At 71.1% G+C, this 24,525-nt stretch carries 24 protein-coding genes and 1 pseudogene; 18 read left to right on the top strand and 7 right to left on the bottom strand.

The genetic code is table 11. The features are described 5' to 3' along the window. Window positions 1-66 precede the first annotated feature (66 nt). Complete coding sequence (locus ACFYR3_RS07565) at window positions 67-750, bottom strand: ThuA domain-containing protein (protein WP_356782590.1); 684 nt, start codon at window positions 748-750, stop codon at window positions 67-69. 444 nt (window positions 751-1,194) lie between these two features. Here ACFYR3_RS07565 and ACFYR3_RS07570 point away from each other — a divergent pair, with 444 nt between their 5' ends. Continuing rightward, complete coding sequence (locus tag ACFYR3_RS07570) at window positions 1,195-1,608, top strand: VOC family protein (RefSeq protein WP_355840082.1); 414 nt, start codon at window positions 1,195-1,197, stop codon at window positions 1,606-1,608. A 43-nt stretch (window positions 1,609-1,651) separates the two neighbouring features. Here ACFYR3_RS07570 and ACFYR3_RS07575 read toward each other — a convergent pair whose 3' ends face one another. The 3 genes and pseudogenes from ACFYR3_RS07575 to ACFYR3_RS07585 form a co-directional block, all read right to left on the bottom strand. Next, the gene (locus tag ACFYR3_RS07575) at window positions 1,652-2,377 is read right to left on the bottom strand and encodes a helix-turn-helix transcriptional regulator (RefSeq protein WP_355840340.1); all 726 of its coding nucleotides are present in this window, start codon (window positions 2,375-2,377) and stop codon (window positions 1,652-1,654) included. A 10-nt stretch (window positions 2,378-2,387) separates the two neighbouring features. Then, window positions 2,388-2,847, bottom strand: a pseudogene (locus tag ACFYR3_RS07580) (helix-turn-helix domain-containing protein); the annotation flags it as partial. 152 nt (window positions 2,848-2,999) lie between these two features. Continuing rightward, complete coding sequence (locus ACFYR3_RS07585) at window positions 3,000-4,169, bottom strand: YihY/virulence factor BrkB family protein (RefSeq protein ID WP_355840081.1); 1,170 nt, start codon at window positions 4,167-4,169, stop codon at window positions 3,000-3,002. Between the two features lie 17 nt (window positions 4,170-4,186). Here ACFYR3_RS07585 and ACFYR3_RS07590 point away from each other — a divergent pair, with 17 nt between their 5' ends. From ACFYR3_RS07590 to ACFYR3_RS07665, 16 genes are all read left to right on the top strand, one after another. Next, window positions 4,187-5,821 carry an acyl-CoA dehydrogenase family protein gene (locus tag ACFYR3_RS07590; protein WP_389281956.1) on the top strand — a complete coding sequence of 545 codons (1,635 nt, stop codon included), beginning with the start codon at window positions 4,187-4,189 and terminating at the stop codon, window positions 5,819-5,821. Window positions 5,822-6,083: 262 nt separating this feature from the next. Then, window positions 6,084-7,379 carry a GAF domain-containing protein gene (locus tag ACFYR3_RS07595; RefSeq protein ID WP_389281958.1) on the top strand — a complete coding sequence of 432 codons (1,296 nt, stop codon included), beginning with the start codon at window positions 6,084-6,086 and terminating at the stop codon, window positions 7,377-7,379. Window positions 7,380-7,540: 161 nt separating this feature from the next. Continuing rightward, entirely contained in the window at window positions 7,541-8,890 is a 1,350-nt protein-coding gene (locus ACFYR3_RS07600) for a hypothetical protein (RefSeq protein ID WP_389281960.1), read from the top strand. 87 nt (window positions 8,891-8,977) lie between these two features. After that, a complete protein-coding gene (locus tag ACFYR3_RS07605; RefSeq protein WP_355840078.1) occupies window positions 8,978-9,550 on the top strand; it encodes a GNAT family N-acetyltransferase in 573 nt (190 codons plus the stop codon). A 164-nt stretch (window positions 9,551-9,714) separates the two neighbouring features. Further along, window positions 9,715-9,798 (top strand): putative leader peptide, encoded by an 84-nt coding sequence (locus ACFYR3_RS07610; protein ID WP_309486338.1) that lies wholly within the window; start codon window positions 9,715-9,717, stop codon window positions 9,796-9,798. Window positions 9,799-9,934: 136 nt separating this feature from the next. Further along, on the top strand, window positions 9,935-11,629 hold the full coding sequence (locus ACFYR3_RS07615) for a nitrite/sulfite reductase (protein ID WP_356782596.1): 1,695 nt from the start codon (window positions 9,935-9,937) through the stop codon (window positions 11,627-11,629). Further along, a complete protein-coding gene (locus tag ACFYR3_RS07620; RefSeq protein ID WP_328552809.1) occupies window positions 11,626-11,805 on the top strand; it encodes a hypothetical protein in 180 nt (59 codons plus the stop codon). The genes ACFYR3_RS07615 and ACFYR3_RS07620 overlap by 4 nt, the downstream gene beginning before the upstream one ends. Continuing rightward, window positions 11,802-12,512: a phosphoadenylyl-sulfate reductase gene (locus ACFYR3_RS07625; RefSeq protein ID WP_355840076.1), complete on the top strand. Its 711-nt coding sequence runs from the start codon at window positions 11,802-11,804 to the stop codon at window positions 12,510-12,512. The genes ACFYR3_RS07620 and ACFYR3_RS07625 overlap by 4 nt, the downstream gene beginning before the upstream one ends. After that, window positions 12,509-13,102 (top strand): adenylyl-sulfate kinase, encoded by a 594-nt coding sequence (cysC, locus tag ACFYR3_RS07630; RefSeq protein WP_355840075.1) that lies wholly within the window; start codon window positions 12,509-12,511, stop codon window positions 13,100-13,102. The genes ACFYR3_RS07625 and cysC overlap by 4 nt, the downstream gene beginning before the upstream one ends. Next, the gene (cysD, locus tag ACFYR3_RS07635; protein ID WP_355840074.1) at window positions 13,099-14,037 is read left to right on the top strand and encodes a sulfate adenylyltransferase subunit CysD; all 939 of its coding nucleotides are present in this window, start codon (window positions 13,099-13,101) and stop codon (window positions 14,035-14,037) included. The genes cysC and cysD overlap by 4 nt, the downstream gene beginning before the upstream one ends. Window positions 14,038-14,039: 2 nt before the next feature. Next, window positions 14,040-15,395, top strand: a complete 1,356-nt coding sequence (locus ACFYR3_RS07640; RefSeq protein WP_355840073.1) for a GTP-binding protein — start codon at window positions 14,040-14,042, stop codon at window positions 15,393-15,395. 226 nt (window positions 15,396-15,621) lie between these two features. Further along, entirely contained in the window at window positions 15,622-16,740 is a 1,119-nt protein-coding gene (locus ACFYR3_RS07645; RefSeq protein WP_355840072.1) for an aliphatic sulfonate ABC transporter substrate-binding protein, read from the top strand. Between the two features lie 36 nt (window positions 16,741-16,776). Further along, a complete protein-coding gene (locus tag ACFYR3_RS07650; RefSeq protein ID WP_355840071.1) occupies window positions 16,777-17,565 on the top strand; it encodes an ABC transporter ATP-binding protein in 789 nt (262 codons plus the stop codon). After that, a complete protein-coding gene (locus tag ACFYR3_RS07655; RefSeq protein ID WP_355840070.1) occupies window positions 17,552-18,454 on the top strand; it encodes an ABC transporter permease in 903 nt (300 codons plus the stop codon). The genes ACFYR3_RS07650 and ACFYR3_RS07655 overlap by 14 nt, the downstream gene beginning before the upstream one ends. Before the next feature lie 7 nt (window positions 18,455-18,461). Then, complete coding sequence (locus ACFYR3_RS07660; RefSeq protein WP_355840069.1) at window positions 18,462-19,208, top strand: sirohydrochlorin chelatase; 747 nt, start codon at window positions 18,462-18,464, stop codon at window positions 19,206-19,208. 177 nt (window positions 19,209-19,385) lie between these two features. Next, a complete protein-coding gene (locus ACFYR3_RS07665; RefSeq protein ID WP_355840068.1) occupies window positions 19,386-19,760 on the top strand; it encodes a hypothetical protein in 375 nt (124 codons plus the stop codon). Window positions 19,761-19,914: 154 nt separating this feature from the next. On the opposite strand, the gene ACFYR3_RS07670 is transcribed toward ACFYR3_RS07665, so the two are convergent. The 3 genes from ACFYR3_RS07670 to ACFYR3_RS07680 all read right to left on the bottom strand — a co-directional run bounded on the left by ACFYR3_RS07670 (window position 19,915) and on the right by ACFYR3_RS07680 (window position 21,532). Then, the gene (locus ACFYR3_RS07670; protein WP_389281966.1) at window positions 19,915-20,508 is read right to left on the bottom strand and encodes a TIGR03086 family metal-binding protein; all 594 of its coding nucleotides are present in this window, start codon (window positions 20,506-20,508) and stop codon (window positions 19,915-19,917) included. Window positions 20,509-20,619: 111 nt separating this feature from the next. Continuing rightward, window positions 20,620-20,991, bottom strand: coding sequence for a nuclear transport factor 2 family protein (locus ACFYR3_RS07675; RefSeq protein ID WP_355840066.1), 372 nt, complete (start codon window positions 20,989-20,991; stop codon window positions 20,620-20,622). Continuing rightward, complete coding sequence (locus tag ACFYR3_RS07680) at window positions 20,984-21,532, bottom strand: DUF1697 domain-containing protein (RefSeq protein WP_355840065.1); 549 nt, start codon at window positions 21,530-21,532, stop codon at window positions 20,984-20,986. Before ACFYR3_RS07680 ends, ACFYR3_RS07675 begins: the two co-directional genes overlap by 8 nt. 309 nt (window positions 21,533-21,841) lie before the next feature. Between ACFYR3_RS07680 and ACFYR3_RS07685 the strand changes: the two genes are divergently transcribed. Continuing rightward, the gene (locus ACFYR3_RS07685; RefSeq protein ID WP_355840064.1) at window positions 21,842-24,115 is read left to right on the top strand and encodes an MMPL family transporter; all 2,274 of its coding nucleotides are present in this window, start codon (window positions 21,842-21,844) and stop codon (window positions 24,113-24,115) included. Window positions 24,116-24,525: the final 410 nt, after the last annotated feature.

Here is a 24,525-nt window from a genome sequence, read left to right on the forward strand (position 1 = left end):
CGGTGCGGGTCGGCACGGCTCGGCGCGCGCCGGGCCCGAACCGGCCCGTACCCCTGTGCGGGCGAGTCAGCGCGCCGAGTCCGAACCGGCGTCCGAGGGCCTTCGCGCCGCCCAGAGGATGCCGCCGAGCAGGTGTCCGCGGAAGTCCGGGTCCTCGTACGCCCGCGCGGCATGCCCGAGCGCGGTGTAGAAGACCCGGCCCGCGCCCTGTTCCCGGCACCACGCCAGGGGGTGGTCGTCGCCCATTCCTCCGCCCTCGTAGGAGGATTCGTCGGCGGAGGCGAGCACGCGCACCGAACCTCGGGGGCTGGAGCGGAAGTCGTACCACTCGTCCGTGAACTCCCAGACGGGCGGCAGGTGCCGGGTGGCTGGGTGCCCGTGGTCCTCGACGAGGACCCTGCCCGGCTGGAGGTCCGGGTGCCGGTCGAAGCGGGCGCCGAGCAGTTCGCCGTAGTGGGGCCACTCGTACTCGGTGCAGGCGGCGGCGTGCACCCCGACGAAGCCGCCGCCGCCCTCGACGTGGGCCGCGAGCCGGTCGCGGCCCGTCGGCGTCAGCACCTCGCCGCTCGTCGACAGGAAGACGACGGCCGCGTACGGGTCGAGGGGCGCCTCGAAGACCGCTGGATCCTCGGAGGCGTCGGCCGCGAAGCCGTGCTCGTCACCGAGGGCGCGCACGGCGGCGACGGCGGCCGGAATGGAGTCGTGCCGGTAGCCGGTCGTACGGGTGTACACGAGAACGCGAAAGACCATGCCCGGAGCCTAGGACGGCCCCTGCTCCGGGCGGTACGGCGCGAGGCCACCGGACGGGCGGGGGGCAGGCAGCCGGGCAGGGCGGGCGGGCGGGTCGAGGCAGGACGTGCGGGGCGAACAAAACCAGGCAGGGTGGCCGGGCCGGGCAGGCGGCCCCGCCGGGCAAGCGGCGCGGCCGGGACGGGCAGGCCGGGGCCGAAACTGGGCAGGTGGGCCGGAAAATTCGGGGCACCGCCGACAGGCCGAAACGGGGCAGGCAGGCCGAGGAATGCCGGGCACGGCCGACTGGCCGATGCGTGCGCGGCAAGGCAGGCGGGCCGAAACGGGGCAGGCCGGGCCGGGGCAGGCCAGGGCTGACGAGGTGGTGCCGGGCTGACAAGGTGGGTGCGAGGGGTGTCCGATTCGTTCAAGACCGGCCAGCCGGTCCCCGCCTACGGTGACCGTATGACTCCAAGATTCGATGTGATCGGCCTGGCGGTCTCCGACATGGCCGCCTCCCTCGCCTTCTACCGCCGTCTCGGGCTCGTCTTCCCCGAGGGCGCCGAGAACGAGCCGCACGTAGAGGCCGAGCTGCCCGGCGGGCTGCGCCTCGCGCTGGACACGGAGGACACCATCCGGTCGTTCCACGCCGGGTGGCGGCCCCCGAGCGGCGGCGGCAGAGTGTCGCTCGCGTTCCTCTGCGACAGCCCCGCCGAGGTGGATTCCGTGTACGAGGAGCTCGTCGGCGCCGGACACCACGGCGAGCTCAAGCCCTGGGACGCCTTCTGGGGCATGCGGTACGCCGTCGTGCACGACCCGGACGGCAACGGCGTCGACCTGTTCGCCCGGCTGCCCGGGGAGCAGAACCCGGCACAGTAGTCCGGCTCCCTTCCGAAGTCCGGCTCCCCCGAAGTCCGGCTCCCTACCGGTGACCGACCAGTTCACCGAGCGTCGCCCCCGCCAACTCCCGCACGTCTCGCGCCAGATGGGCCTGGTCAGCGAACCCGGCCCGGAGGGCGGTCTCCGCGAAGGGCACGCCGTCGCGGGCGAGGCCGAGCGCCCGTTGCAGTCGCAGGACGCGGGCCAGGGTCTTGGGGCCGTAGCCGAACGCGGCGAGCGAACGGCGGTGCAACTGCCTTGCGCCCAGGCCGAGTTCGTCGGCCGTCTCGGCGACCGGGCGGCCCGCGTCCAGGGCGGCCACCACCTCCCGGAGCAGCGGATCGGGGGGTTCGGCATCGGCCGCCCGGAGCAGCGCGACCTCTTCGAGCGCGTCCACGGGGTCGGCGGCCGCATCGATCCGCGCGGTGAGACGGCGCACCTCGGAGGCGGGCCACAGTTCGGTCAACTCCACGCGCTGGTCACGGAGCTCGTGCGCCGGTACACCCAGGTACGCGGGCGCGGTGCCGGGGAAGAAACGGACGCCCGCCCAGCCGCCGGGCACCTCGTCCGGAACGAAGGGCCGTGTGTCAGGACCGGCGACGAGCAACCGTCCCTCGGTCCACAGCAGATCCATGCAGCCGTCGGGAAGGACGGCTCCCCGAGCGCCCCCGGACTCGTCTCGGGAGTCGCCCCCGCCGGGCGCGGGACCGGGCAGGTCGCGGCACCACACGACCGCGCCCCTCAGCCGGGACGCCCGTTCCGCGTACATGCACGCCAGGCTACGCCGGGCGAACCCGGTACTCCTGCGGGCTGACGTCGTACACCGTTTGAAGGCGCCCGCCGGCGCGAAGGCGCTGCCGGGGACCGCACGGCGGGCGATCGTTTCGAGCGTGTCGCCGCTCTCCCGGAGCCGGTCGGCGGCGAGGGCGAGGCGCCGGCCGGTCAGCTGTGTCATCGGGGGCTCCCCGACGAGTCCGGCGAAGCGCCTGGCGCGGGCGGCGCGCGACACGCGGGCCTCCGTAGCGAGCGCGACGCCCGTCCAGGGATGGGCCGGGTCGTCCTGGGGGGGAGCCGGAGCACGCGGCCCACGACCGGGTCCCCGAGGGCCGGGTACCAGGGGGGAGCTGCGACCTCGGGCCGGGAGAACCAGGCGGGCGAGGCGGTGATCATCAGCAGGTCGAGGAACCGGTCGAGGACCACCTCCTGGCCGGGCTCGTCGCGCACCATCTCCGCGGCGAGGGTCCGGAAGGCCGTGGAGGCCCTCCCGGACGGCGTCGGGCGGATCTTCCGGCCGGTGGTCCCTCGGCTCTCGGACGGCGTCCGGCAGCCCTCGGCCCGGCAGCGCTCACCCCTCTGCCGAGGGAACGCACGGCCGGCCGTGCGCGACGGGCTCACTCCTGCGGAGGGTGCTCCTCGCCGTTCTTGTGGGCGCGGGGGGTGTGATGGGGGTTCTTGGCGTGTGTGCGCAGGCGGGACGTCACGTCCTCCGGGGGCAGGAAGCGCGACCAGCGTTCCGGGAACTCCGAGGGCATGTCGGGGTCGTCGGGATCGGCGTCGTAGGAACGGTGCGAGGCGACGCGGGCCACGTACTCGGCGGCCTGGGCCTCGCGCAGCCGCTCGTTGGCGGCACGGGCCGCGGCGGTGGCCGCGGCCGGCCAGACCCGGTCGATGGCGGCGTTGACGGCTGCGCCCACCAGGACGGCGAAGGCGGCGACACCGATCCACAGCAGGACGGCCACCGGCGCGGCGAGCGAGCCGTAGATGCTGGGGCCCTCGATGGCGTTGGTCAGATAGATGCGGAGCAGGAAGCTGCCGAGCACCCACATGGCCAGGGCCACCAGGGCGCCCGGCACGTCCTCGACCCACGGGGAACGGACGGGGACGGACACGTGGTAGAGCGTCGTCAGGAAGGCCACCGACAGGACGATGACGACCGGCCAGTAGAGGATCTGCACGACGGTCGTCGACCACGGCACGACGTGCACGACGGCGTCCGGGCCCGCCACCATCAGCGGGAGCAGGACGGATCCGATCAGCAGGGCCACGATGAACAGCAGGAACGACATCACCCGCGTCTTCACGATGCCCCTGGTGCCGTCGAGGCCGTACATCACGGTGATGGTGTCGACGAAGACGTTGACCGCGCGCGAGCCCGACCACAGGGCGAACAGGAAGCCGAGGGAGATGATGTCGGGCCGGCCGCCCTTCATCACGTCGTGCAGGATCGGCTCGGCGATCTGGTGCACGCCCTTCTGCGTCAGCACCCTGCGGGACGCGTCCAGGATGTTGGACTCCACGCTGGCGATGGTGTCGGCGCCGGTCCAGGCGTCCACGTATCCGAGCAGCCCGACCATACTCAGCAGCAGCGGCGGCACGGACAGGAGCGTGAAGAAGGCGGCCTCGGCCGCCAGTCCCAGGATCCGGTACTCCATGCACGAGTTGACGGTGTCCTTGATCAGCAGCCAGGCGGTCCTGCGCTTGGAAACGTTCCTGTAGAGCGCGCGAGCACGGTGAATGCGGCCGGGGCGAGGCCGTTCAGAGGTTTCTTTTGCCTGGTGCACGTCCTTACGGTAGCGGTATGGCAGCCAGCACCCACACAGTGACCAACCAGGCTCCGCCCCTGGTGGGATATGACGTTTTCGCCGCCGACCGGGCCCTCGTCGAGGCGGTCGACCGGCATCTCGATCCAGAGCTTCTCAAGGAGGCGCGCGAGGAACTGTCGGCGCTCGGCCGGACGACCGGTTCCGCCCAGGTCCAGGAGTGGGGTGCGCTGGCCAACGAGAACCCGCCGAAGCTGCGCACCCACGACCGCTACGGCAACCGGATCGACGAGGTCGACTTCCACCCGTCCTGGCACCGCCTCCTCGGCAAGGGCGTGTCGGCCGGGCTGACCTCGGCCTGGAGCCGTCCCGGCGGGCACCTCCGGCGCGCGGCGGGCTTCGTGATCTGGACGCAGGCCGAGGCGGGCAACGGCTGCCCGCTGTCGATGACCCACGCGGCGGTGCCCGCGCTGCGCACCGACCCGGCGCTCGCCGCCGAGTGGGAGCCGCGCCTGACGTCCACGGTCTACGACCAGGAACTGCGGCCCGCGTCCCAGAAGGCCGGCGTGCTCTTCGGTATGGGCATGACGGAGAAGCAGGGCGGCAGCGACGTACGCGCCAACACGACCGAGGCACGGCCCCTCGCCGAGGACGGGACGTACGCGCTGACCGGGCACAAGTGGTTCTGCTCGGCACCGATGTCGGACGGTTTCCTCGTGCTGGCGCAGGCCCCGGGCGGACTGACCTGCTTCCTGGTGCCGCGCGTCCTGGAGGACGGCACCCGGAACGTCTTCCGTATCCAGCGACTCAAGGACAAGCTCGGCAACCGGTCCAACGCGTCGAGCGAGGTCGAGTTCGACGGGACCTGGGCGCGCCGGGTGGGCGACGAGGGGCGCGGGGTGCGCACCATCATCGAGATGGTGGCGGCGACCCGGCTGGACTGTGTGCTCGGTTCGGCCTCGCTGATGCGGCAGGCCGTCGCGCAGGCGATCCACCATTCCACCTACCGTGAGGCCTTCGGCGGCCGGCTGCTCGACAAGCCGCTGATGCGCAACGTCCTCGCCGATCTGGCGCTGGAGTCGGAGGCGGCGACCACCCTGGCGATGCGGCTGGCCGCGGCGTACGACGACGGGAGCGAGCAGGAGCGGGCGTTCTTGCGGCTCGCGGTGCCGGCCGCCAAGTACTGGGTGACCAAGCGGTGTACGCCGGTAGCGGTGGAGGCGCTGGAGTGCCTGGGCGGCAACGGCTACGTCGAGGAGTCGGGCATGCCGCGGCTGCTGCGGGAGTCGCCGCTCAACTCCATCTGGGAGGGCGCCGGTAATGTGCAGGCGCTGGATGTCCTGCGCGCGCTGCAGCGGGAGCCGGGGGCCCTGGACGCGTATCTGCGGGAGGTGGGCCGGGCCCGCGGCGCCGACCACCGGCTGGACGGGGCCATCAAGAACCTGCTGACGGAACTCGCCGACCTGGACGGCATCGAGGCGCGTGCCCGCCGCCTGGTCGAACGGATCGCGCTGGTGCTCCAGGGTTCGCTGCTCGTCCGGTACGCGCCCCCGGAGGTCGCCGACGCGTTCTGCGCCTCCCGCCTGGGTGGTGACTGGGGTACGGCGTTCGGCACGCTGCCGCACAGTCTGGATCTGGCCACGGTGGTGGAGCGGGCCCGGCCGGTGTCCTGAAGGAGGCGCTGACGCGGGGGTGGTGCCGCGCCGACACGGCACCACCCCCGTCGCTGGCCCCGTTCAGGAGCTCGGACACCGCACAGGCGGCGTCGCTGTCAGTTTCAGGGAACCTTGTGACCGTTGGCGAGAGTTGCAGACCGTTGCATTCCTTTGTGCACGTTGGGCGAAGGTCCGGCGGACCCGGCCGAGAGCAGGCACGATGTGGGATGACGGCGGTGTCGCGGCTGCCCGTACGCGGTCCTGGTTCCGGGAGTGCCCTGTGAAGATCACATCGTTCAACCCCGCCCGTTTCGCCCCGTCGGACGCGTCCGAAACGGCCGGGCACCTCAAGGAGACCTGGGCCGCGTCCGTCAAGGGCGAACGTGGCCCGATCGCCCCGCGTCCGCTGATCGGACAGTCCTGGCAGCGAGCGAAACGTTTCGGCGTCGATCCCGAACAGGGAACGGACAGCATCCTGTTACAGACGGACGAACTCGAACACCGGCGGACATCCACCGCGCTCGCCAAGGTGATGCCGACCCTTCACGGCGGACTCGGGGCGGTCGCCGACGCCTCCCTGCAGATCATGGTGGTCACCGACCCCGAGGGCCGGGTGCTGTGGCGTGAGGGCAACCCGGGGGTGCTGCGCCGGGCCGACGCCATCTGCCTGGAGGAAGGCGCGGCCTGGAGCGAGGACACCACCGGCACCAACGCCATCGGAACCGCCCTGTCGGCGGGCACCCCCGTCCAGGTGCACTCCGCCGAACACTTCGTGCGCACCCTGCACGACTGGACGTGCGCCGCCGCGCCCGTCCACGACCCTCGCGACGGGCGGCTGCTCGGGATCATCGACGTGAGCGGCCCGGACAACACCTTTCATCCCGCGACGCTCGCCCTGGTCGACTCGGTGTCCAGACTGGCCGAAAGCGAACTGCGCGCCACACATCTGACAGCCATCGAGCGGCTGCGCGCGGTGGCCGCTCCCCTGCTCTGCCGACTGGCCGGCCCGGCCCTCGTGGTGGACACCCACGGCTGGCTCGCCGCCGTCACCGGAATGCCGCCCGTGGACCGGGTCCCGCTGCCCGACTCCTTCGGCCCGGGCCGGAGCTGGCTGCCCTCTCTCGGCATGTGCGTGGCCGAGCCGATGCCCGGCGGCTGGCTGCTGCGCGTCACCGGTGCCGACGACACGGGGAGCGCCGGCCGGTTGGTCCTCGACCTCGGCGAACCCCGGCGGCCGCACGTCACCGTCTCGGGCACGGCGGGCAGTTGGGCGCAGGATCTGAGCCCGCGCCACGCTGAGCTGCTCTACGTCCTCGCCGTGCACCGGCAGGGGCGCAGCGCCGCCCAGCTCGCGGTCGACCTCTTCGGCGATCCGACCCGCACGGTCACGGTCCGCGCCGAGCTGTCCCGCGTACGCCGTCGGCTCATCGGGCTCCTCGACCACCGGCCGTACCGCTTCCGCGAGGAGGTGGAGGTCGAGGTGCTGCTGCCCGGCGACCCCCGGGACCTGCTGCCGCACTCGACGGCGCCCGCGGTGCTCGGAGCACGGGCGGCGGCCGAACCGACGCCGTCCTGAGTCCGGGGAAACGGCGGAGCGAGCGTATTTCGTGAGCGTCTTCCGCGGTCTTTGTCCTGGCCCGGAGGTCTCTGCCGTAGCATCCACTTCACAGGCCACCCCACCCGTCTCTCCGTCAACGCCCTCGGCGGGGGAGGCAGTTGGCCTACTCGGGAGGACGTATGAAGCAGCGCGGCAGGCATCGTCGTCGGAGAAGGGGTCAGGCGCTGCGCGCCACCCTGGCCGGAACCGCGCTCGCGCTCACCGCGGCCGCCACCCTGATCAGCACCTCGCAGGCCACCGGCGCCAACAGTCCGGGCGGGCTCACCGCGCTCCGCTCCACCTCCGCCGGGCAGCAGCTGCGCCTCCACGAGAACCTCACCTCCCGGGACGCGCTCGACACGCTCAGCGGGAACATGGGCGGCAACGTGGGTGTCGACGGAGTCCTGCGCGACGCCGACCGCTCGATGCGGAACACCGCCGACTGCACCACGGACGAGCGGGGCGCGCTGCCCGTCCAGCCGACGGCCACGCGTGCGTACTGCTGGGGCGACGCCGACGCGCGGACCGGGCAGTGGCAGCCGCGTTCCCTGACCACGTCCGGTGACGCCGCCGACGACGGCCTGTGGGGCACGCACCAGGTGATCCTGGCCGGCTGGACGCACCGCGACGGGCAGGCGGCCGCGCCGACCCGGGACGAGAGCCTCGCCAAGATCGCCTTCGTCGACGCGACGGACCCCGACGCCCTCAGCTACCGCTGGGTCCTGCTGGTCGCCCCGCGCGCCGGCGGCAAGGACTTCACGGCGGTCCACTCGGGCCTCGCTGGCATGGTCTGGTACCAGGACAAGCTGATCGTCACCGCGGCGCACGGCGAGGGCCTGCTCGTCTTCGACCTGCACCGGCTGCTGCGGGCCGACGTGGACAGCGGCGCCGTGGGCCGGGTGGGCCACGGCTACTCGGCCGCGGGCTACCAGTACGTACTCCCCGCCATCGGCTCATACGACCCGGAGGGCGGCGCGTGTACGCGCGGCCGTGACCGGGCGGTCCCCTGTTTCGGCTCGCTGTCCCTGGACCGTACGACCAACCCGGACAGCCTGGTCGCGACGGAGGCCGCGGCCGACCGTCCGGAGCGGACCCGCATCTGGCGGTACGCGTTCAGCACCGCCGCGTACCGCACGGGGCTGCTCGCCGACGCCCAGGGACATGTGAACGCGGTCGAGGCCTACACGACCAGGGGTTCCGGAATCTCCGGCGCCGTCTCGCACCGGTCCGACGGCACCCGCGACGCCCAGTGGTACATCGCGCGGCCCTCCGACAGCCGTACCCAGCACGGCTCCCTGTGGCGGCAGAGCGGGCACGGCGCCCAGGCGGCCACGTGCACCGCGGACCAGTCGCACGCCTGCTGGAGCCTCGGCTCCGGGTCGCTGTCCTACTGGCAGCGGACCGGCGAGCTGTGGACCCTCACCGGCGCGGCGGACCGGCGGGTGCTCTACGCGGTGCCGCTGTCGTCGGTCGACGGCTCGCTCGACTAGCGGCCCGGCCTGCGGACTCGCTCGGACAGCGGCCCGACCTGCGGACACTTTTGGAAGGGCGCCCGGCCCCGTGATTCCCTGGCGGTCATGAGCAACGTCAGTGTGACCACCTGGTCCCTGGAGCAGACGGCCCCGTCCGACCTGCTCCCCGCGAGCGCGCCGGACGGGGATCTGCGGATCGTCCGCGCCGAGATCCCCTCGCCCGAGTTCAGCCGCTTCCTGTACGCCTCGGTCGGCGGAGACATCCGCTGGACGGACCGGCTCGCGTGGACGTACGCCCAGTGGCAGGAGGTTCTGACCCAGCCGGGCGCGGAGACCTGGGTCGCCTACGACCGGGGGACGCCCGCGGGCTATGTCGAGCTCGGCGCGCAGGACGACGGGGCCGTGGAGATCGTCTACTTCGGGCTCATCCCCGCGTTCCGCGGCCGCCGGATCGGGGGCCACCTCCTCTCGTACGGTGCCGCGCGCGCCTGGGACCTGGCCGAACGCTGGCCGGGACGGGACGGGACGAAGCGCGTCTGGGTGCACACGTGCAGCAAGGACGGCGAGCACGCGATGGACAACTATCTGCGCCGCGGCTTCAGGCTCTTCGACACCCGGGTCGAGGAGGAGGCGGAGGTCGCCACCCCGGGTCCGTGGCCGGGGGCGCACACCCTCTGAAGGGCTCCGGGCCGCGGTGACCGCGGCCTCCCGGGCCTCCTCGCGGCACCGCGGGAGGCCCGATCGTGTGATCGACAACACCCTTGTCTCGCGATACGGGACAAGGGTGTCCACATGATGGATGACGGTGGACTGCCCGGAGATCCCCGTGACACGCTTCCGTCATGTCCGGAACTGGAATTGCCTTGGTGAGTCGGCGGCACGTCGACCTCGGCCGCATGTCCAGCGCCATCTGTCCGGCGAGCTGACCAGCCCAGCAGCGCCCGACCCCCTCCCTTTTTGCGACCCTTGCGCAGTGCTGCGCCCATTCTTCCGTATGCACCCGTATGCGCAGGTCAGAGTCGCAGTCAAACCTGTCCCGCAGTCTCGAAGGACGTATCAACCATGGCCGCCACCCCGCAGAATCCCGCCGCCGCGCCCCGCCGCAAGGTGAGCCGTCACCGCGGCGAGGGTCAGTGGGCCGTAGGTCACTTCACCCCGCTCAACGGCAACGAGCAGTTCAAGAAGGACGACGACGGTCTCAACGTGCGGACACGCATTGAGACGGTGTACTCCAAGCGGGGCTTCGACTCGATCGACCCCAATGACCTGCGCGGCCGGATGCGTTGGTGGGGTCTCTACACCCAGCGCAAGCCCGGGATCGACGGCGGCAAGACCGCGATCCTCGAGCCGGAGGAGCTGGACGACAAGTTCTTCATGCTGCGCGTCCGGATCGACGGCGGCCGGCTGACCACCGAGCAGCTGCGGGTCATCGGCGAGATCTCGCAGGAGTTCGCGCGCGGCACCGCCGACCTCACGGACCGTCAGAACGTCCAGTACCACTGGATCCGGATCGAGGACGTCCCGGAGATCTGGGACCGCCTGGAGGCCGTCGGCCTGTCCACCACCGAGGCCTGCGGTGACACGCCCCGCGTCATCCTCGGCTCACCCGTCGCCGGCATCGCCGAGGACGAGATCATCGACGGCACCCCGGCCATCGAGGAGATCCACCGCCGGGTCGTCGGCAACAAGGACTTCTCGAACCTGCCCCGCAAGTTCAAGACCGCGATCTCAGGCTCGCCGCTGCTCGACGTGGCGCACGAGATCAACGACGTCGCCTTCGTCGGCGTGAACCACCCTGAGCACGGCCCCGGCTTCGACCTCTGGGTCGGCGGCGGCCTCTCCACCAACCCGAAGATCGGCCAGCGCCTCGGCGCCTGGGTCCCGCTCGACGAGGTCGCGGACGTCCACATCGGCGTCCTCTCGATCTTCCGCGACTACGGCTACCGGCGGCTGCGCACCCGCGCCCGCCTGAAGTTCCTGGTCGCCGACTGGGGCGTGGAGAAGTTCCGCCAGGTCCTGGAGGACGAGTACCTCCAGCGCAAGCTGGTCGACGGCCCCGCCCCCGACCAGCCGGTCGCCCGCTGGCGCGACCACGTCGGTGTCCACCGACAGCAGGACGGCCGGTACTACGTCGGCTTCGCCCCGCGCGTCGGCCGCATCGACGGCGCCACGCTGACGAAGATCGCCGAGCTGGCCGAGGCGCACGGTTCGGGGCGGCTGCGCACCACCGTCGAGCAGAAGATGATCGTGCTCGACGTGGACGAGACACGGATCGACTCGCTCGTCGAGGGCCTGGAGGCGCTCGACCTGACCGCCAGGCCCTCCACCTTCCGGCGCGGCACGATGGCCTGCACCGGTATCGAGTACTGCAAGCTCGCGATCGTCGAGACCAAGGCGCGCGGTGCTTCCCTGATCGACGAACTCGAGCGCCGCATCCCCGAGTTCGAAGAGCCCCTCACCATCAACATCAACGGCTGCCCGAACGCCTGCGCCCGTATCCAGGTCGCGGACATCGGTCTCAAGGGCCAGTTGGTCCTCGACGAGAACGGCGAGCAGGTCGAGGGATACCAGGTGCACCTGGGCGGCGCGCTCGGTCTGGAGGCCGGATTCGGCCGCAAGGTCCGTGGTCTGAAGGTCACTTCGGACGAGCTGCCCGACTACATCGAGCGTGTCCTCAAGCGTTTCCAGGCGGAGCGCGAGGACGGCGAGCGCTTCGCCACCTGGGCCGCGCGTGCCTCCGAGGAGGCGCTGTCGTGAGCGAGCGTGCCGCGCCGTTCTACTGCCCGTACTGCGGAGACGAAGACCTGCGACCCAGCGAAGAAGGTCACGGCGCGTGGGAATGCGCGGCGTGCAACCGAGCCTTCCAGCTGAAGTTCCTCGGGCTGCTGTCCCGGGGCGTTCGGCAGGAAGACCGTGGAGGGGCGGAGATATGACGGCCATTCAGGAAGAGCGTACGGGCGAGGACTTGAAGAGTCTGGCCGAGCGGGCGGGGCGCGACCTGGAGGACGCCTCCGCGCTGGAGATCCTCCGCTGGGCGGTGGACACGTTCGGCGAGAAGTTCTGCGTGACCTCCTCCATGGAGGACGCGGTCGTCGCCCACCTCGCCTCGCGCGCCAGGCCCGGCGTGGACGTGGTGTTCCTCGACACCGGTTACCACTTCCCGGAGACCATCGGCACCCGCGACGCGGTCGAGGCGGTGATGGACGTCAACGTCATCACCCTCACCCCGCGTCGGACCGTGGCCGAGCAGGACGCCGAGCACGGCCCGAAGCTGCACGACCGCGACCCGGACCTGTGCTGCGCGCTGCGCAAGGTCAAGCCGCTCGAAGAGGGCCTGACCTCGTACGACGCCTGGGCGACCGGGCTGCGCCGCGACGAGTCCCCGACCCGGGCGAACACCCCGGTCGTCGGCTGGGACGAGAAGCGGCGGAAGGTCAAGATCTCACCGATCGCCCGCTGGACGCAGGACGACGTGGACGCGTACGTCGCCGAGCACGGGGTTCTCACCAACCCGCTGCTGACGGACGGTTACGCCTCCGTCGGCTGCGCGCCCTGCACCCGCCGGGTGCTGGAGGGCGAGGACGCGCGCGCCGGCCGCTGGGCGGGCCGCTCGAAGACCGAGTGCGGGCTGCACGGATGACGACCACGACGACCGCGCCCGCCGCGGACCCCACGAATTCCCAGGAGCAGCAAGTGACGACCGGAGCCACCGTCTGGCTCACGGGTCTGCCGAGTGCCGGCAAGACCACCATCGCGTACGAACTGGCCGGCCGGCTGCGCGAGGAGGGCCACCGTGTCGAGGTCCTCGACGGCGACGAGATCCGCGAGTTCCTCTCGGCGGGCCTCGGCTTCAGCCGCGCGGACCGGCACACCAACGTGCAGCGCGTCGGCTTCCTCGCCGAACTGCTCGCCCGCAACGGCGTCAAGGCGCTCGTCCCGGTGATCGCGCCCTACGCGGACAGCCGCGAGGCCGTACGAGGGCGCCACCAGGCCGGGGGCACCCCGTACCTGGAGGTGCACGTGGCGACCCCGGTCGAGGTCTGCTCCGTACGCGATGTGAAGGGGCTGTACGCCAAGCAGGCCGCGGGCGAGATCTCGGGGCTGACCGGCGTCGACGACCCGTACCAGGCACCCGAGTCGCCCGATCTGCGCATCGAGTCGCACACCCAGACCGTGCAGGAGTCCGCTGCCGCGCTGCATGCGCTGCTCACCGAGAGGGGTCTCGCATGACGACCGTCGCCGCTGTCTCCGAGGAGACGGAGAGCACCCCGTACGCGCTGTCGCATCTGGACGCGCTGGAGTCCGAGGCCGTCCACATCTTCCGTGAGGTGGCGGGTGAGTTCGAGCGGCCGGTGATCCTTTTCTCCGGCGGCAAGGACTCCATCGTCATGCTGCACCTCGCGCTGAAGGCGTTCGCGCCCGCCGCGGTTCCCTTCACGCTGCTGCACGTCGACACCGGGCACAACTTCCCCGAGGTCCTCGAGTACCGCGACCGGACGGTGGAGCAGCACGGCCTGCGGCTCCATGTGGCCTCCGTGCAGGACTACATCGACCGCGGTGTGCTGCGCGAACGCCCGGACGGGACGCGCAACCCGCTGCAGACCCTGCCGCTGACCGAGAAGATCCAGTCCGAGCGCTTCGACGCCGTGTTCGGCGGCGGACGCCGCGACGAGGAGAAGGCCCGCGCCAAGGAGCGGGTGTTCTCGCTGCGTGACGAGTTCTCGCAGTGGGACCCGCGCCGCCAGCGGCCCGAGCTGTGGCAGCTCTACAACGGCCGCCACGCGCCCGGCGAGCACGTGCGCGTGTTCCCGCTGTCCAACTGGACCGAGCTGGATGTGTGGCAGTACATCGCCCGCGAGGGCATCGAACTCCCCGACATCTACTTCGCGCACGAGCGTGACGTCTTCCAGCGGTCGAACATGTGGCTGACCGCCGGTGAGTGGGGCGGCCCGAAGGACGGCGAGACGGTCGAGAAGCGGCTCGTCCGCTACCGGACGGTTGGTGACATGTCCTGCACCGGCGCCGTCGACTCCGACGCGACCACGCTGGACGCCGTCATCACCGAGATCGCCGCCTCCCGGCTCACCGAGCGCGGCGCCACCCGCGCCGACGACAAGATGTCCGAGGCCGCGATGGAAGACCGCAAGCGCGAGGGGTACTTCTAGACATGACCAGCACCACCGAACCCACCGAGCCCCTGTCGGTCGAACAGCTGTCGGCGACCACCCTGCTGCGTTTCGCGACCGCGGGTTCCGTCGACGACGGCAAGTCCACGCTCGTCGGACGACTGCTGCACGACTCCAAGTCGATCCTCACGGACCAGCTGGAGGCCGTCGAGCGCGCCTCGGCCAGCCGCGGCCAGGACACCCCGGACCTCGCACTGCTCACCGACGGCCTGCGCGCCGAACGCGAGCAGGGCATCACCATCGACGTCGCCTACCGCTACTTCGCCACCGCGCGCCGCCGCTTCATCCTCGCCGACACCCCCGGCCATGTGCAGTACACGCGCAACATGGTCACCGGCGCCTCCACCGCCGACCTCGCCGTCGTGCTCGTCGACGCCCGCAACGGCGTCATCGAGCAGACCCGCAGGCACGCCGCCGTCGCCGCGCTGCTGCGCGTCCCGCACGTCGTCCTCGCCGTCAACAAGATGGATCTCGTCGAGTACAAGGAGTCCGTCTTCGCGGCGATCGCCGAGGAGTTCACGGCGTACGCCTCCGAGCTGGGCGTCCCCGAGATCACCGCGATCCCGATCTCGGCGCTCGCCGGTGACAACGTGGTGGACCCCTCCGCGAACATGGACTGGTACGGCGGCCCGACGGTCCTGGAGCACCTGGAGACCGTGCCGGTCAGCCACGACCTGGCGCACTGCCACGCGCGGCTGCCCGTGCAGTACGTGATCCGCCCGCAGACCGCCGAGCACCCGGACTACCGGGGGTACGCCGGTCAGATCGCGGCCGGTACCTTCCGCGTCGGCGAGAGCGTCACGGTGCTGCCGTCCGGGCGCACCACGAAGGTCGCCGGAATCGACCTGCTGGGCAAGCCGGTCGACATCGCGTGGACGCCGCAGTCGGTGACCCTCCTGCTGGAGGACGACATCGACGTCTCGCGCGGTGATCTGCTCGTGCCGAGCAAGGACGCGCCCCCGACCACGCAGGACGTCGAGGCGACCGTCTGCCACGTGGCCGACGAACCGCTCACCGTCGGCCACCGGGTGCTGCTCAAGCACGGCACCCGCACGGTGAAGGCGATCGTCAAGGACATCCCGTCCCGGCTGACCCTGGACGACCTCTCGCTGCACCCGCACCCGGGCCGGCTCGTCGCCAACGACATCGGCCGCGTCAAGATCCGCACCGCCGAGCCGCTCCCGCTCGACGCGTACGCCGACTCCCGGCGCACGGGCGCGTTCATCCTGATCGACCCGGCCGACGGCACCACGCTGACCGCGGGCATGGTCGGCGAGTCCTTCGCCGCGCCGCAGCCGGTCAAGGACGAGTCCGACGACGACGGCTGGGACTTCTGACATGAATCCTGTCGACTTCTACTCCACGTTCGCGAAGGAGGGCGGCCGCGTCGGCAGCGGCGCCCTCGGCAGCGGGCAGGGCGGGGTCGGGCGATGTGCGTGATGACGTACGCGCACTGCTTGCGCGCCCCGTCCCCCCACAGCCTGAGCGTCCGAAGACCTGCCGACTTCCCGGCCACGACCTGAGAAAGGCGTGACCGCCGGGCCACCGAGAGGAAACCCTCCCGTGCCTGCCATCCGCTCCACGCGCTCCAAGCTGCTGACCCGCGGCATAGCCCTCGCCACCGCTCTGCCCCTGCTCGCTCTCGCCGCCTGCAGCTACGGCTCGGACGCGAAGGACGACACCAAGGCGAAGGTCGCCGCCGGGTCGAAGAAGATCGACGGACTCGACTCCGTGAAGATCGGCTACTTCGGCAACCTGACGCACGCCACCGCGCTGGTCGGCAACCAGAAGGGCTACTTCCAGAAGGAGCTCGGCGCCACCGCCGCGAAGTACCAGATCTTCAACGCGGGCCCCTCCGAGATCGAGGCGCTCAACTCGGGCTCCATCGACATCGGCTGGATCGGCCCCTCGCCGTCGATCAACGGCTTCACGAAGTCCGAGGGCAAGAACCTTCGGATCATCGGCGGTTCGGCCTCGGGCGGCGTCAAGCTCGTGGTCAACCCCAAGAAGATCAAGTCCCTGAAGGACGTCAAGGGCAAGAAGATCGCGACGCCGCAGCTCGGCAACACGCAGGACGTCGCGTTCCTCAACTGGGCCTCGGAGCAGGGCTACAAGGTCGACCCGCAGAGCGGCAAGGGCGATGTCTCGGTCGTCCGCACCGACAACAAGATCACTCCGGACGCCTACAAGTCCGGCTCCATCGACGGCGCCTGGGTGCCGGAGCCGACCGCGTCCAAGCTGGTCGCCGAGGGCGCCAAGGTACTGCTCGACGAGTCGGACCTGTGGCCCGACAAGAAGTTCGTGATCACGAACATCATCGTGTCGCAGAAGTTCCTCAAGGAGCACCCGAAGGTCGTCGAGGCGGTCCTGAAGGGCTCGGTCGAGACCAACAAGTGGATCAACGCCAACCCGGACGACGCCAAGGCCGCGGCGAACAAGCAGCTGGAGGCCGACTCGGGCAAGGCGCTGCCGGCCGCCGTCCTCGACCCGGCCTGGAAGTCCATCCAGATCACCAATGACCCGCTGGCCTCCACGCTGCACACCGAGGCGGACCACGCGGTGAAGGCCGGTCTCCTGGACAAGCCGAACCTGACCGGCATCTACGACCTCACGCTCCTGAACAAGGTCCTCAAGGCCGCGGGCGAGAGCCCGGTCGACGACGCCGGTCTCGGCGTCAAGTAAGCCCGGATCCCGATGAGTTCCCAGGAGGTGACGACCATGGCCACGACGCTCGCCAAGGCCGCCGACGGCGCCGACACGACGGAGTACGCCGCCCGCATCGAGCACGTCTCGAAGTCCTTCGCCGGACCCGCGGGACCCCAGCTCGTCCTCGACGACATCACCCTCGATGTCGCACCGGGCGAGTTCGTCACCCTCCTGGGGGCCTCGGGGTGCGGCAAGTCCACACTGCTGAACCTGGTGGCGGGGCTCGACAAGCCCTCCGCCGGCACCATCACGACCAACGGGCGCCCGGCTCTGATGTTCCAGGAGCACGCCCTCTTCCCGTGGCTGACCGCGGGCAAGAACATCGAACTCGCCCTGAAACTCGGGGGAGTTCCGAAGGCGGAGCGGCGCGGCAGGGCCGAGGAGCTGCTCGAACTCGTCCGTCTGAACGGCGCGTACGGCAAGCGGGTGCACGAACTGTCCGGCGGTATGCGCCAGCGTGTGGCGCTCGCGCGAGCACTCGCTCAGGACAGCCAGATCCTGCTGATGGACGAGCCGTTCGCGGCGCTGGACGCGATCACCCGGGACGTGCTGCACGACGAGCTGACCCGGATCTGGCGCGAGACGGGCCTGTCCGTCCTCTTCGTCACGCACAACGTCCGTGAGGCGGTGCGGCTCGCGCAGCGCGTGGTCCTGCTGTCCTCCCGCCCGGGGCGCATCGCCCGCGAGTGGACCGTGGACATTCCGCAGCCGCGCCGCATCGAGGACGCCCCCGTCGCGGAACTGTCCATCGAGATCACCGAAGAACTGCGTGGGGAGATCCGCCGCCATGGCCAGCACTGAGACGAAGTCCGCCGCGGCCGTCAAGGAGAACGACGGGCTGGGCGGACTGGAGGCGGGCCTCGACGCGCTGGAGTCCTCCGTCGCCGGCCGCAGCTCCTTCGGTACGACGTTCCGGCAGAAGCTGCTGCCGCCGCTCGTCGCGGCCGTGGTGGTCCTGGCTGCCTGGCAGGCACTGATCACGTTCAAGATCGTCGATGACCCGACCAAGCTGCCCTCGCCGTCCGCCGTCTGGGGCGAGGTCGAGAACGCCTGGCTCCAGGGCACCCTGCTCGACTACATCTGGACCAGCGTCTCGCGCGGTCTGCTCGGCTTCCTGTTCGCGCTGGTGATCGGGACCCCGCTGGGCCTGCTGGTGGCCCGGGTGAAGTTCGTGCGCGCCGCGATCGGCCCGATGCTGTCGGGCCTGCAGTCCCTGCCGTCGGTGGCGTGGGTGCCGCCGGCCGTGATCTGGCTGGGCCTGAACAACTCGATGATGTACGCGGTGATCCTGCTCGGCGCGGTCCCGTCGATCGCCAACGGGCTGGTGTCGGGCGTGGACCAGGTGCCGCCGCTGTTCCTGCGGGCGGGCCGCACCATGGGCGCGACGGGCCTGCGCGGAACCTGGCACATCGTGATGCCGGCCGCGCTGCCCGGCTACCTGGCCGGTCTGAAGCAGGGCTGGGCGTTCTCCTGGCGCTCCCTGATGGCCGCGGAGATCATCGCCTCCTCCCCCGACCTCGGTGTGGGCCTCGGCCAACTGCTGGAGAACGGCCGCAACGCCAGCTCCATGCCGATGGTCTTCCTCGCCATCTTCCTCATCCTGTTCGTCGGTATCGCCATCGACCTGATCGTCTTCAGCCCGGTGGAGCGGTGGGTGCTGCGCAGCCGCGGACTCCTGGTGAAGGGCTGACCCCGTCATGAACAGGCCGGAGCGTCCCGTCCTCGTCGTCATCGCCCACGGCAGCCGCGATCCGCGGCACGCCGCGACGGTGCATGCCCTGGTACGACGGGTGCGCGCCCAGCGCCCCGGCCTGCGCGTGGAGACCGGGTTCCTCGACTTCAACATCCCGTCCGTGCAGGGGGTGCTGAACTCCCTGGCGGCCGAGGGCGTCAGCGATGTGGTGGCGCTGCCGCTGCTGCTGACCCGCGCCTTCCATGCCAAGTCGGACATCCCGGCGGTGCTGCGCCAGGCTCCGTCGCGGCTGCGCGTCCGGCAGGCGGAGGTGCTCGGCCCGTCCCCGCTGCTGACGGCCGCGCTCGAACGCCGTCTGTACGAGGCCGGGCTGACGCCCGCCGACAAGTCCCGGACCGGGGTCGTCCTAGCCTCGGCGGGGTCCACCGACCCGGAGGCGATCGCAGTGATCGCAGAAATCGCGCGGGAGTGGCGGCACACCGGTTGGTGCGCCGTGCGGCCTGCGTTCGCCTCCGCATCCCTTCCCCGCACCGAGGACGCGGTCCGCGAACTGCGCGCCCTCGGCTGCGAACGCGTCGCCGTCGCCCCGTACGTACTGGCCCCCGGCTTCCTGCCGGACCGTATCGCCCGGGGTGCCGCCGGGGCGGACGTCCTCGCCGATGTCCTCGGCCCCGCGCCGGAGGTCGCGCGGGTCCTGCTGGACCGCTACGACGAGGCACGGATGCCGTCCTTGGCGGCGATCGGCGCCTGACTCGAAGGCGGGCCTTCGCTGCGGCCCGCGGATGGCGCACCGGAAACCCGGCTGCCGCCCGACGCCCGTGTGTGGTGCAATTCCCGGAACCGCGGGGCGGACCGACGGGCGGACCGACGGGCGATCCGGCGGGGCCCGTCACGGGCGGCACCGCAAACGGGCGAGGAGCGAGAGTTCGTGAAGATCCTGGTGATCGTCGCCGTCTGCGTCGTCGGGTATCTGGTCGCCGGCCAGTGCGCATGGGTTCTGTACGGCTGGATCAAGGACGGGAAGGCACTCTGGCTGACCCCCTGGGGTCTGCGGGAGGCTGTGGAGGATCGGATGCCGACGGACGCCTCCGGGCTCCCTCTGGCGCTGATGCTATGGGTCTTCATGTCCGTCGCATGGCCCTTCCCGCTCGGTATGACCGTGTCCGAGGACCTGCGGGAACGCCGGGAACGGCGGGAGCGCCTGGAGCAGCGGAAGCGGGAGGCGCGGCAGTTGTGGCGGAGCCGGTCCCGTCCGCCGTCCGCGGCTCCCTTCGAGGCGCGGCCGGACGCCCCTGACGACTGAGGCCTTCCCGGCGGAACGATCCGCGTGCGGCGGTTGGGAACCACCCCGCGCGCGGCGGCCGGACAGGCCATACCCGACTCCGGGCAGACGTGGAGCGGACCAGGGGGTCTCCTCCACCCTGGCCCAGGCTCCTTCCACCGTCGGCCCAGGCTTCCTACACCGTGGACCGGCGTGGATCGCGGCCGCTGTGGGCGAGGGCGCGCTCGAACGCCGGCGCGTCGTCGGGTACGTCCACCGGCTCGGCGAAGCCGTCGTACCGACGGTAGAGCTCGGCATGGGTGTCGACGACGTCGAGGACGAACCGGGCCGCGCCGTCCGAGACGTCGAAGCGCTGGCCGGTGGCCGCGGCGACGTCCCAGCCGTGCAGCGCCAACTCCTTGACGATCATCGAGGCGATGTCCGCCGCGGGCATCTTCGCCGTCCCGAGGTCGACCTCCCCGTCCCATACGGCGGGGTCGTCCCAGGCGGCGACCGCGCGGTCGAGCTGCTCGGCGTAGGCCCCGGCCCAACCGGGTTCGGCCGTGAAGTCGCGCGCGGTCAGCTCCTCGGGGAGCTGCTTGCGCAGGGCCCGGTGCTCCAGGCCGTGCGAGGTGTAGAGGACCCAGTGGTTGACCAGGGCGCGGACGTCCCAGTCCGTGCAGTGCGAGGGCTCGGACAGCCGCTCCGCCGTGACACCGCGGGCCACGCGGGCGGCCTCGGCGGCACATTCCACCATGTGCGGATAAGAATTTTTGTACGCATCGTTCATGGGTCCCACGCTACGGACGCGGCGCCCGCACCTCTTGAACAAACGCGACAGCGCGGCTGATCGTCCCGGACGAGATGGCCTCGTACACAACCCACACGGGCGTACGACGGATCACTCGTCCTCGGAGCTGAACGGGGTGCCCTGGTGGAAGTACAGGAGCCACTCGGTGCCGGTGCGGCGCCACAGTGAACTCCGGTGTGCCCGGCGGCCGTTGTTGTCGGTGTCGAACGTCAGATGGACCAGGTCGGCGGCGAGCTGGACGCCCTTCATGCGCGAGGTCGTGCTGCGGCCCCCGGTCTCCGACTCCGCGTCCAGCATCGCGAGGGTCGAGGCGCGGTCCCAGATGCGTCCGGACGCGCCGAACTCGTAGAAGTCGGGGTGCAGCAGCGCGCCGACCAGGTCGGCCGAACGGCGGACCGCCGGGTCGAGCAGGCGCAGTTCACCCTCGATGGCGGCCTCGACGGCGGCATTGCGCTCAAGCACCGGTCAGCTCCTCCAGTTTGACGACGGTGTTCCAGTTCCGCGTGGTGGCGAGGACGCCCTTGAGCACTCTGGGCTTCGCCAGGGCCTCCGCCAGTTTGGAGCGGCCGAGACCGTCGGGTGCGTACAGGTAGAGGACGCGGTCCCCGAGACGGAACTCCTCGGGGAGGAAGGCCGCGGGCTCGACGGCGGCGAAGCGCTCGGCGTCGACGGGGTCCGAGAAGTACGTGACATGCAACTGCTTGGCCTCCAGTTCGGCGGCCGGGAAGGGGCACGCCTCCTGGACGGCCTTCAGATAGCCGTGATCACGGACGAGCACGCCGACGGCGAAGCCGAAATGCTTCTCCATGGCCCCGGAGAGCTCCTCGGCGAGGGACTCCTCGTCGCCGCCGTCGCTGCTGAACACCGCGTTCCCGCTCTGGAGATACGTGCGGACGTCGCCGTACCCGAGGCCTTCCATCAGGGTGCGCAGCTCGGCCATCGGCACCTTCTTCGCGCCGCCCACATTGATGCCGCGCAACAGCGCCGCGTACGTCGTCGTCATCCGCACACCATAAAACGGCCGCACCGCCCCGCGGGCGTGGGCACGACGGCCGCGTTCCCCGGGGGGCTTCTCCTCCGGAGGACGGACAAGGTCACGCCCCGCCGATCCCTGAGCGGTGTCCCCGAGAAGTGCCGTTAGGTGTAAGGGGCTTCCGTCCTCCCCAGTGCGGAGACCCCGGGGTCCGCGGGGAGGAGCCGGAGTGCCGAGGGGTCACCGGACAGCACGACGAGACGCTCTTATCGGGGCCATACCTTCGATACAAAGGTGACGGCAGGGGGCTGTCACCGTGCACAAAGGGGCTGGCCCGTCATGGGGAACGGAGACACACGGGTGCGGGGCATCGCCGCCCGAGCAGGCGGCTGGAGCGCCCGGCACCGATGGGCGGCCGTCGGAATCTGGGTGCTGTTCGTCGTCCTGGCGATGGGCCTCGGCTCCGCGGCGGGCCGCGTCGATGTCAAGGAGAGCGACCAGCTCAAGGGCGAGACGCACACCGCGGCCAAGATCATCGAGGACGCCGGCATCAAGGAGCCGGCCAGTGAGACGGTCCTGATCCAGGCGAAGAACGCGGGCGCCAAGGCCACGGACGCCGAGTTCAGGAGCGCGGTCGCCGCGGTCGTCAAGGCGGTCGACGCCACCGGCAAGGTAGCGGACGTGACATCGCCGTACGACACCGGGACGATCTCGAAGGACGGCCGCAGCGCGCTCGTGCAGTTCGACATGCGCGGCGACTCCGAGACGGCGGGCGACCGCGTCGCGCCCGTACTGAAGGCCGTCCAGGGGGTGCAGAAGGACCACGCCGGGCTGCGGATCGAGGAGATCGGCGGCGCCAGCATGAAGAAGCAGTACGACGACGCTTTCGGCGACGACTTCCAGAAGGCCGAACTCTCCGCCGTGCCCGTGGCGCTCGGCATCCTGCTGATCGCGTTCGGCGCGCTGGTGGCGGCGCTGCTTCCGGTGGCGCTCGCGGTCACCGCCATCATGGCCACGATGGGCCTGATGGGCGTCGTCAGCCATCTGATGCCGATGAGCGACACGGCCAACTCCGTGATGCTGCTGGTGGGTCTGGCCGTCGGCGTCGACTACTGCCTCTTCTATCTGCGGCGTGAGCGCGAGGAGCGCGAGGCGGGCCGCGACGCCGATACCGCGCTGCGGATAGCCGCCGCGACCAGCGGCCGCGCCATCATCGTCTCCGGTGTCACCGTGTGCGTGGCGATGGCGGGCATGCTCTTCACCGGGCTCGCCGAGTTCGAGGCGATGGGCCTGGCCTCACTGATGGTCGTCGCCGTCGCCATGGTCGGCTCGGTCACCGTGCTGCCCGCTCTGCTCTCCCTGCTCGGCGAGCGCGTCGAGAAGGGCCGCATCCCGTTCCTGCACCGGGCCAAGCGGCGCGGCGCGAACGGTGGGCGGGGCAACCGCCGTCCGGCCGACGAGGGCAGCCGGTTCTGGGGTGCCGTCCTGCGCGTGGTGCTCGCCAGGCCCGCGATCTCCCTGGTCGTCGCGACCGGCGTGCTGCTCGCCATCGCCGCTCCGGCACTCGGCATGAAGACCCAACAGCTCACCCTGGACAAGGAGTTCGGCAACTCGCTGTCGATCGTGGGCACGTACAACCGGGTCAACGACGCCTTCCCCGGCGGCTCCGAGCCGGCCGAGGTGGTCGTCAAGGCGCGGGACATCAACGCCCCCGATGTGAAGGCCGCGCTCGCCGACTTCCGTGCGGCGGCGGTCAGTTCGGGTGCCTCGCGCGGTCCGGTCGACATCAAGGTGCACGCGGAGCACAACGTGGCCTTCGTCTTCGTCCCGCTGGTCGGCGGCTCCGACCAGGACAAGGCGGAGAAGAGCCTGCAACTGCTGCGCGACAAGGTACGCCCGCAGACGCTCGGCAAGGTCGACGGCCTGCAGGCGCCGATCACCGGACAGGTCGCGGGATCGCACGACTTCAACGACCAGCTCATCGGCTCGGTGACCCCGGTCTTCGCCTTCGTGGTCGTCTTCGCCTTCCTCCTGATGCTGCTCTCGTTCCGCTCGCTGACGATCGCGATCACCTCGATCGCGCTCAACCTCCTCTCGGTGGCGGCCGCCTACGGCATCCTGGTCGCGGTCTTCCAGCACGGCTGGGGCGCGTCGCTGGTGGGCGCGGCGGGCGTCGGCGCGATCGTCGCCTGGCTGCCGCTGTTCCTCTTCGTGATCCTCTTCGGGCTCTCGATGGACTACCACGTGTTCGTGGTCTCCCGGATCCGTGAGGCACGACTGCGGGGCCGCAGCACCAAGGAGGCGATCCGGCACGGGGTCGTCACCACGGCCGGTGTCGTCACCAGCGCCGCCGTCATCATGGTCGCCGTCTTCGCGATCTTCGGGACGCTGTCCATGCAGTCCATGAAGCAGATGGGTGTGGGCCTGGCGGCCGCGGTGCTCATCGACGCGACGATCATCCGGGGTGTCCTGCTCCCCGCGGTGATGGCGCTGCTCGGCGAGCGCAACTGGTACCTGCCGAAGTGGCTGAACCGGATGCCCGACCTCACGCACGACGAGGCGCCCGAGGCCGTCGCACCGCCGGTGCCTCGGGGCGAGCGGGCCGGGGTATAGCCGGCCACGACCGGCCGCACCCGGCCACCGCGACGACCGGCTCGAACCATCGGCCCGAACCACCCGCCCGAACAATCGACGACCGAACCACCGGAACCACCGGACCCGAGCCACCGACCGGAACCACCGCGTACCTTTCAGGGCCTGCCGGCCTTCTCCTCCCGGAGGGGGCCGGCAGGCCCTTCGCGCAAGCGGTGACGATCCCGCCCCTTGGCGAGACGGCACGTCTCGTCCAACCCGTGAGCACCCGCGGTCGCGGCGCACCCGTTGATCGGGTAGTACGGAGAGCGGGGCCCCTCCGTCATGCAGGGAAGCCTCACCGTGCGGACGCGTCTCGACGAGATCGCCGACGGCATCTACCGGATCTAGACGCACGTCCCCGAGATCGCCCCGCCGGCGGGTCCCGCCTG

This window comes from Streptomyces sp. NPDC005784, from assembly GCF_042871525.1.
GTDB lineage: Bacteria > Actinomycetota > Actinomycetes > Streptomycetales > Streptomycetaceae > Streptomyces.

Coding starts and splice junctions, on each gene's coding strand:
- ACFYR3_RS07605 (WP_355840078.1), top strand. CDS start 8,978: ATGAGCAACGTCAGTGTGACCACCTGGTCCCTGGAGCAGACGGCCCCG.
- ACFYR3_RS07685 (WP_355840064.1), top strand. CDS start 21,842: ATGGGGAACGGAGACACACGGGTGCGGGGCATCGCCGCCCGAGCAGGC.
- ACFYR3_RS07655 (WP_355840070.1), top strand. CDS start 17,552: ATGGCCAGCACTGAGACGAAGTCCGCCGCGGCCGTCAAGGAGAACGAC.
- ACFYR3_RS07670 (WP_389281966.1), bottom strand. CDS start 20,508: ATGAACGATGCGTACAAAAATTCTTATCCGCACATGGTGGAATGTGCC.
- ACFYR3_RS07565 (WP_356782590.1), bottom strand. CDS start 750: ATGGTCTTTCGCGTTCTCGTGTACACCCGTACGACCGGCTACCGGCAC.
- cysD (WP_355840074.1), top strand. CDS start 13,099: ATGACGACCGTCGCCGCTGTCTCCGAGGAGACGGAGAGCACCCCGTAC.
- ACFYR3_RS07650 (WP_355840071.1), top strand. CDS start 16,777: ATGGCCACGACGCTCGCCAAGGCCGCCGACGGCGCCGACACGACGGAG.
- ACFYR3_RS07615 (WP_356782596.1), top strand. CDS start 9,935: ATGGCCGCCACCCCGCAGAATCCCGCCGCCGCGCCCCGCCGCAAGGTG.
- ACFYR3_RS07625 (WP_355840076.1), top strand. CDS start 11,802: ATGACGGCCATTCAGGAAGAGCGTACGGGCGAGGACTTGAAGAGTCTG.
- ACFYR3_RS07640 (WP_355840073.1), top strand. CDS start 14,040: ATGACCAGCACCACCGAACCCACCGAGCCCCTGTCGGTCGAACAGCTG.
- ACFYR3_RS07570 (WP_355840082.1), top strand. CDS start 1,195: ATGACTCCAAGATTCGATGTGATCGGCCTGGCGGTCTCCGACATGGCC.
- ACFYR3_RS07575 (WP_355840340.1), bottom strand. CDS start 2,377: ATGTACGCGGAACGGGCGTCCCGGCTGAGGGGCGCGGTCGTGTGGTGC.
- ACFYR3_RS07600 (WP_389281960.1), top strand. CDS start 7,541: ATGAAGCAGCGCGGCAGGCATCGTCGTCGGAGAAGGGGTCAGGCGCTG.
- ACFYR3_RS07610 (WP_309486338.1), top strand. CDS start 9,715: ATGTCCGGAACTGGAATTGCCTTGGTGAGTCGGCGGCACGTCGACCTC.
- ACFYR3_RS07680 (WP_355840065.1), bottom strand. CDS start 21,532: ATGACGACGACGTACGCGGCGCTGTTGCGCGGCATCAATGTGGGCGGC.
- ACFYR3_RS07660 (WP_355840069.1), top strand. CDS start 18,462: ATGAACAGGCCGGAGCGTCCCGTCCTCGTCGTCATCGCCCACGGCAGC.
- ACFYR3_RS07590 (WP_389281956.1), top strand. CDS start 4,187: ATGGCAGCCAGCACCCACACAGTGACCAACCAGGCTCCGCCCCTGGTG.
- cysC (WP_355840075.1), top strand. CDS start 12,509: ATGACGACCACGACGACCGCGCCCGCCGCGGACCCCACGAATTCCCAG.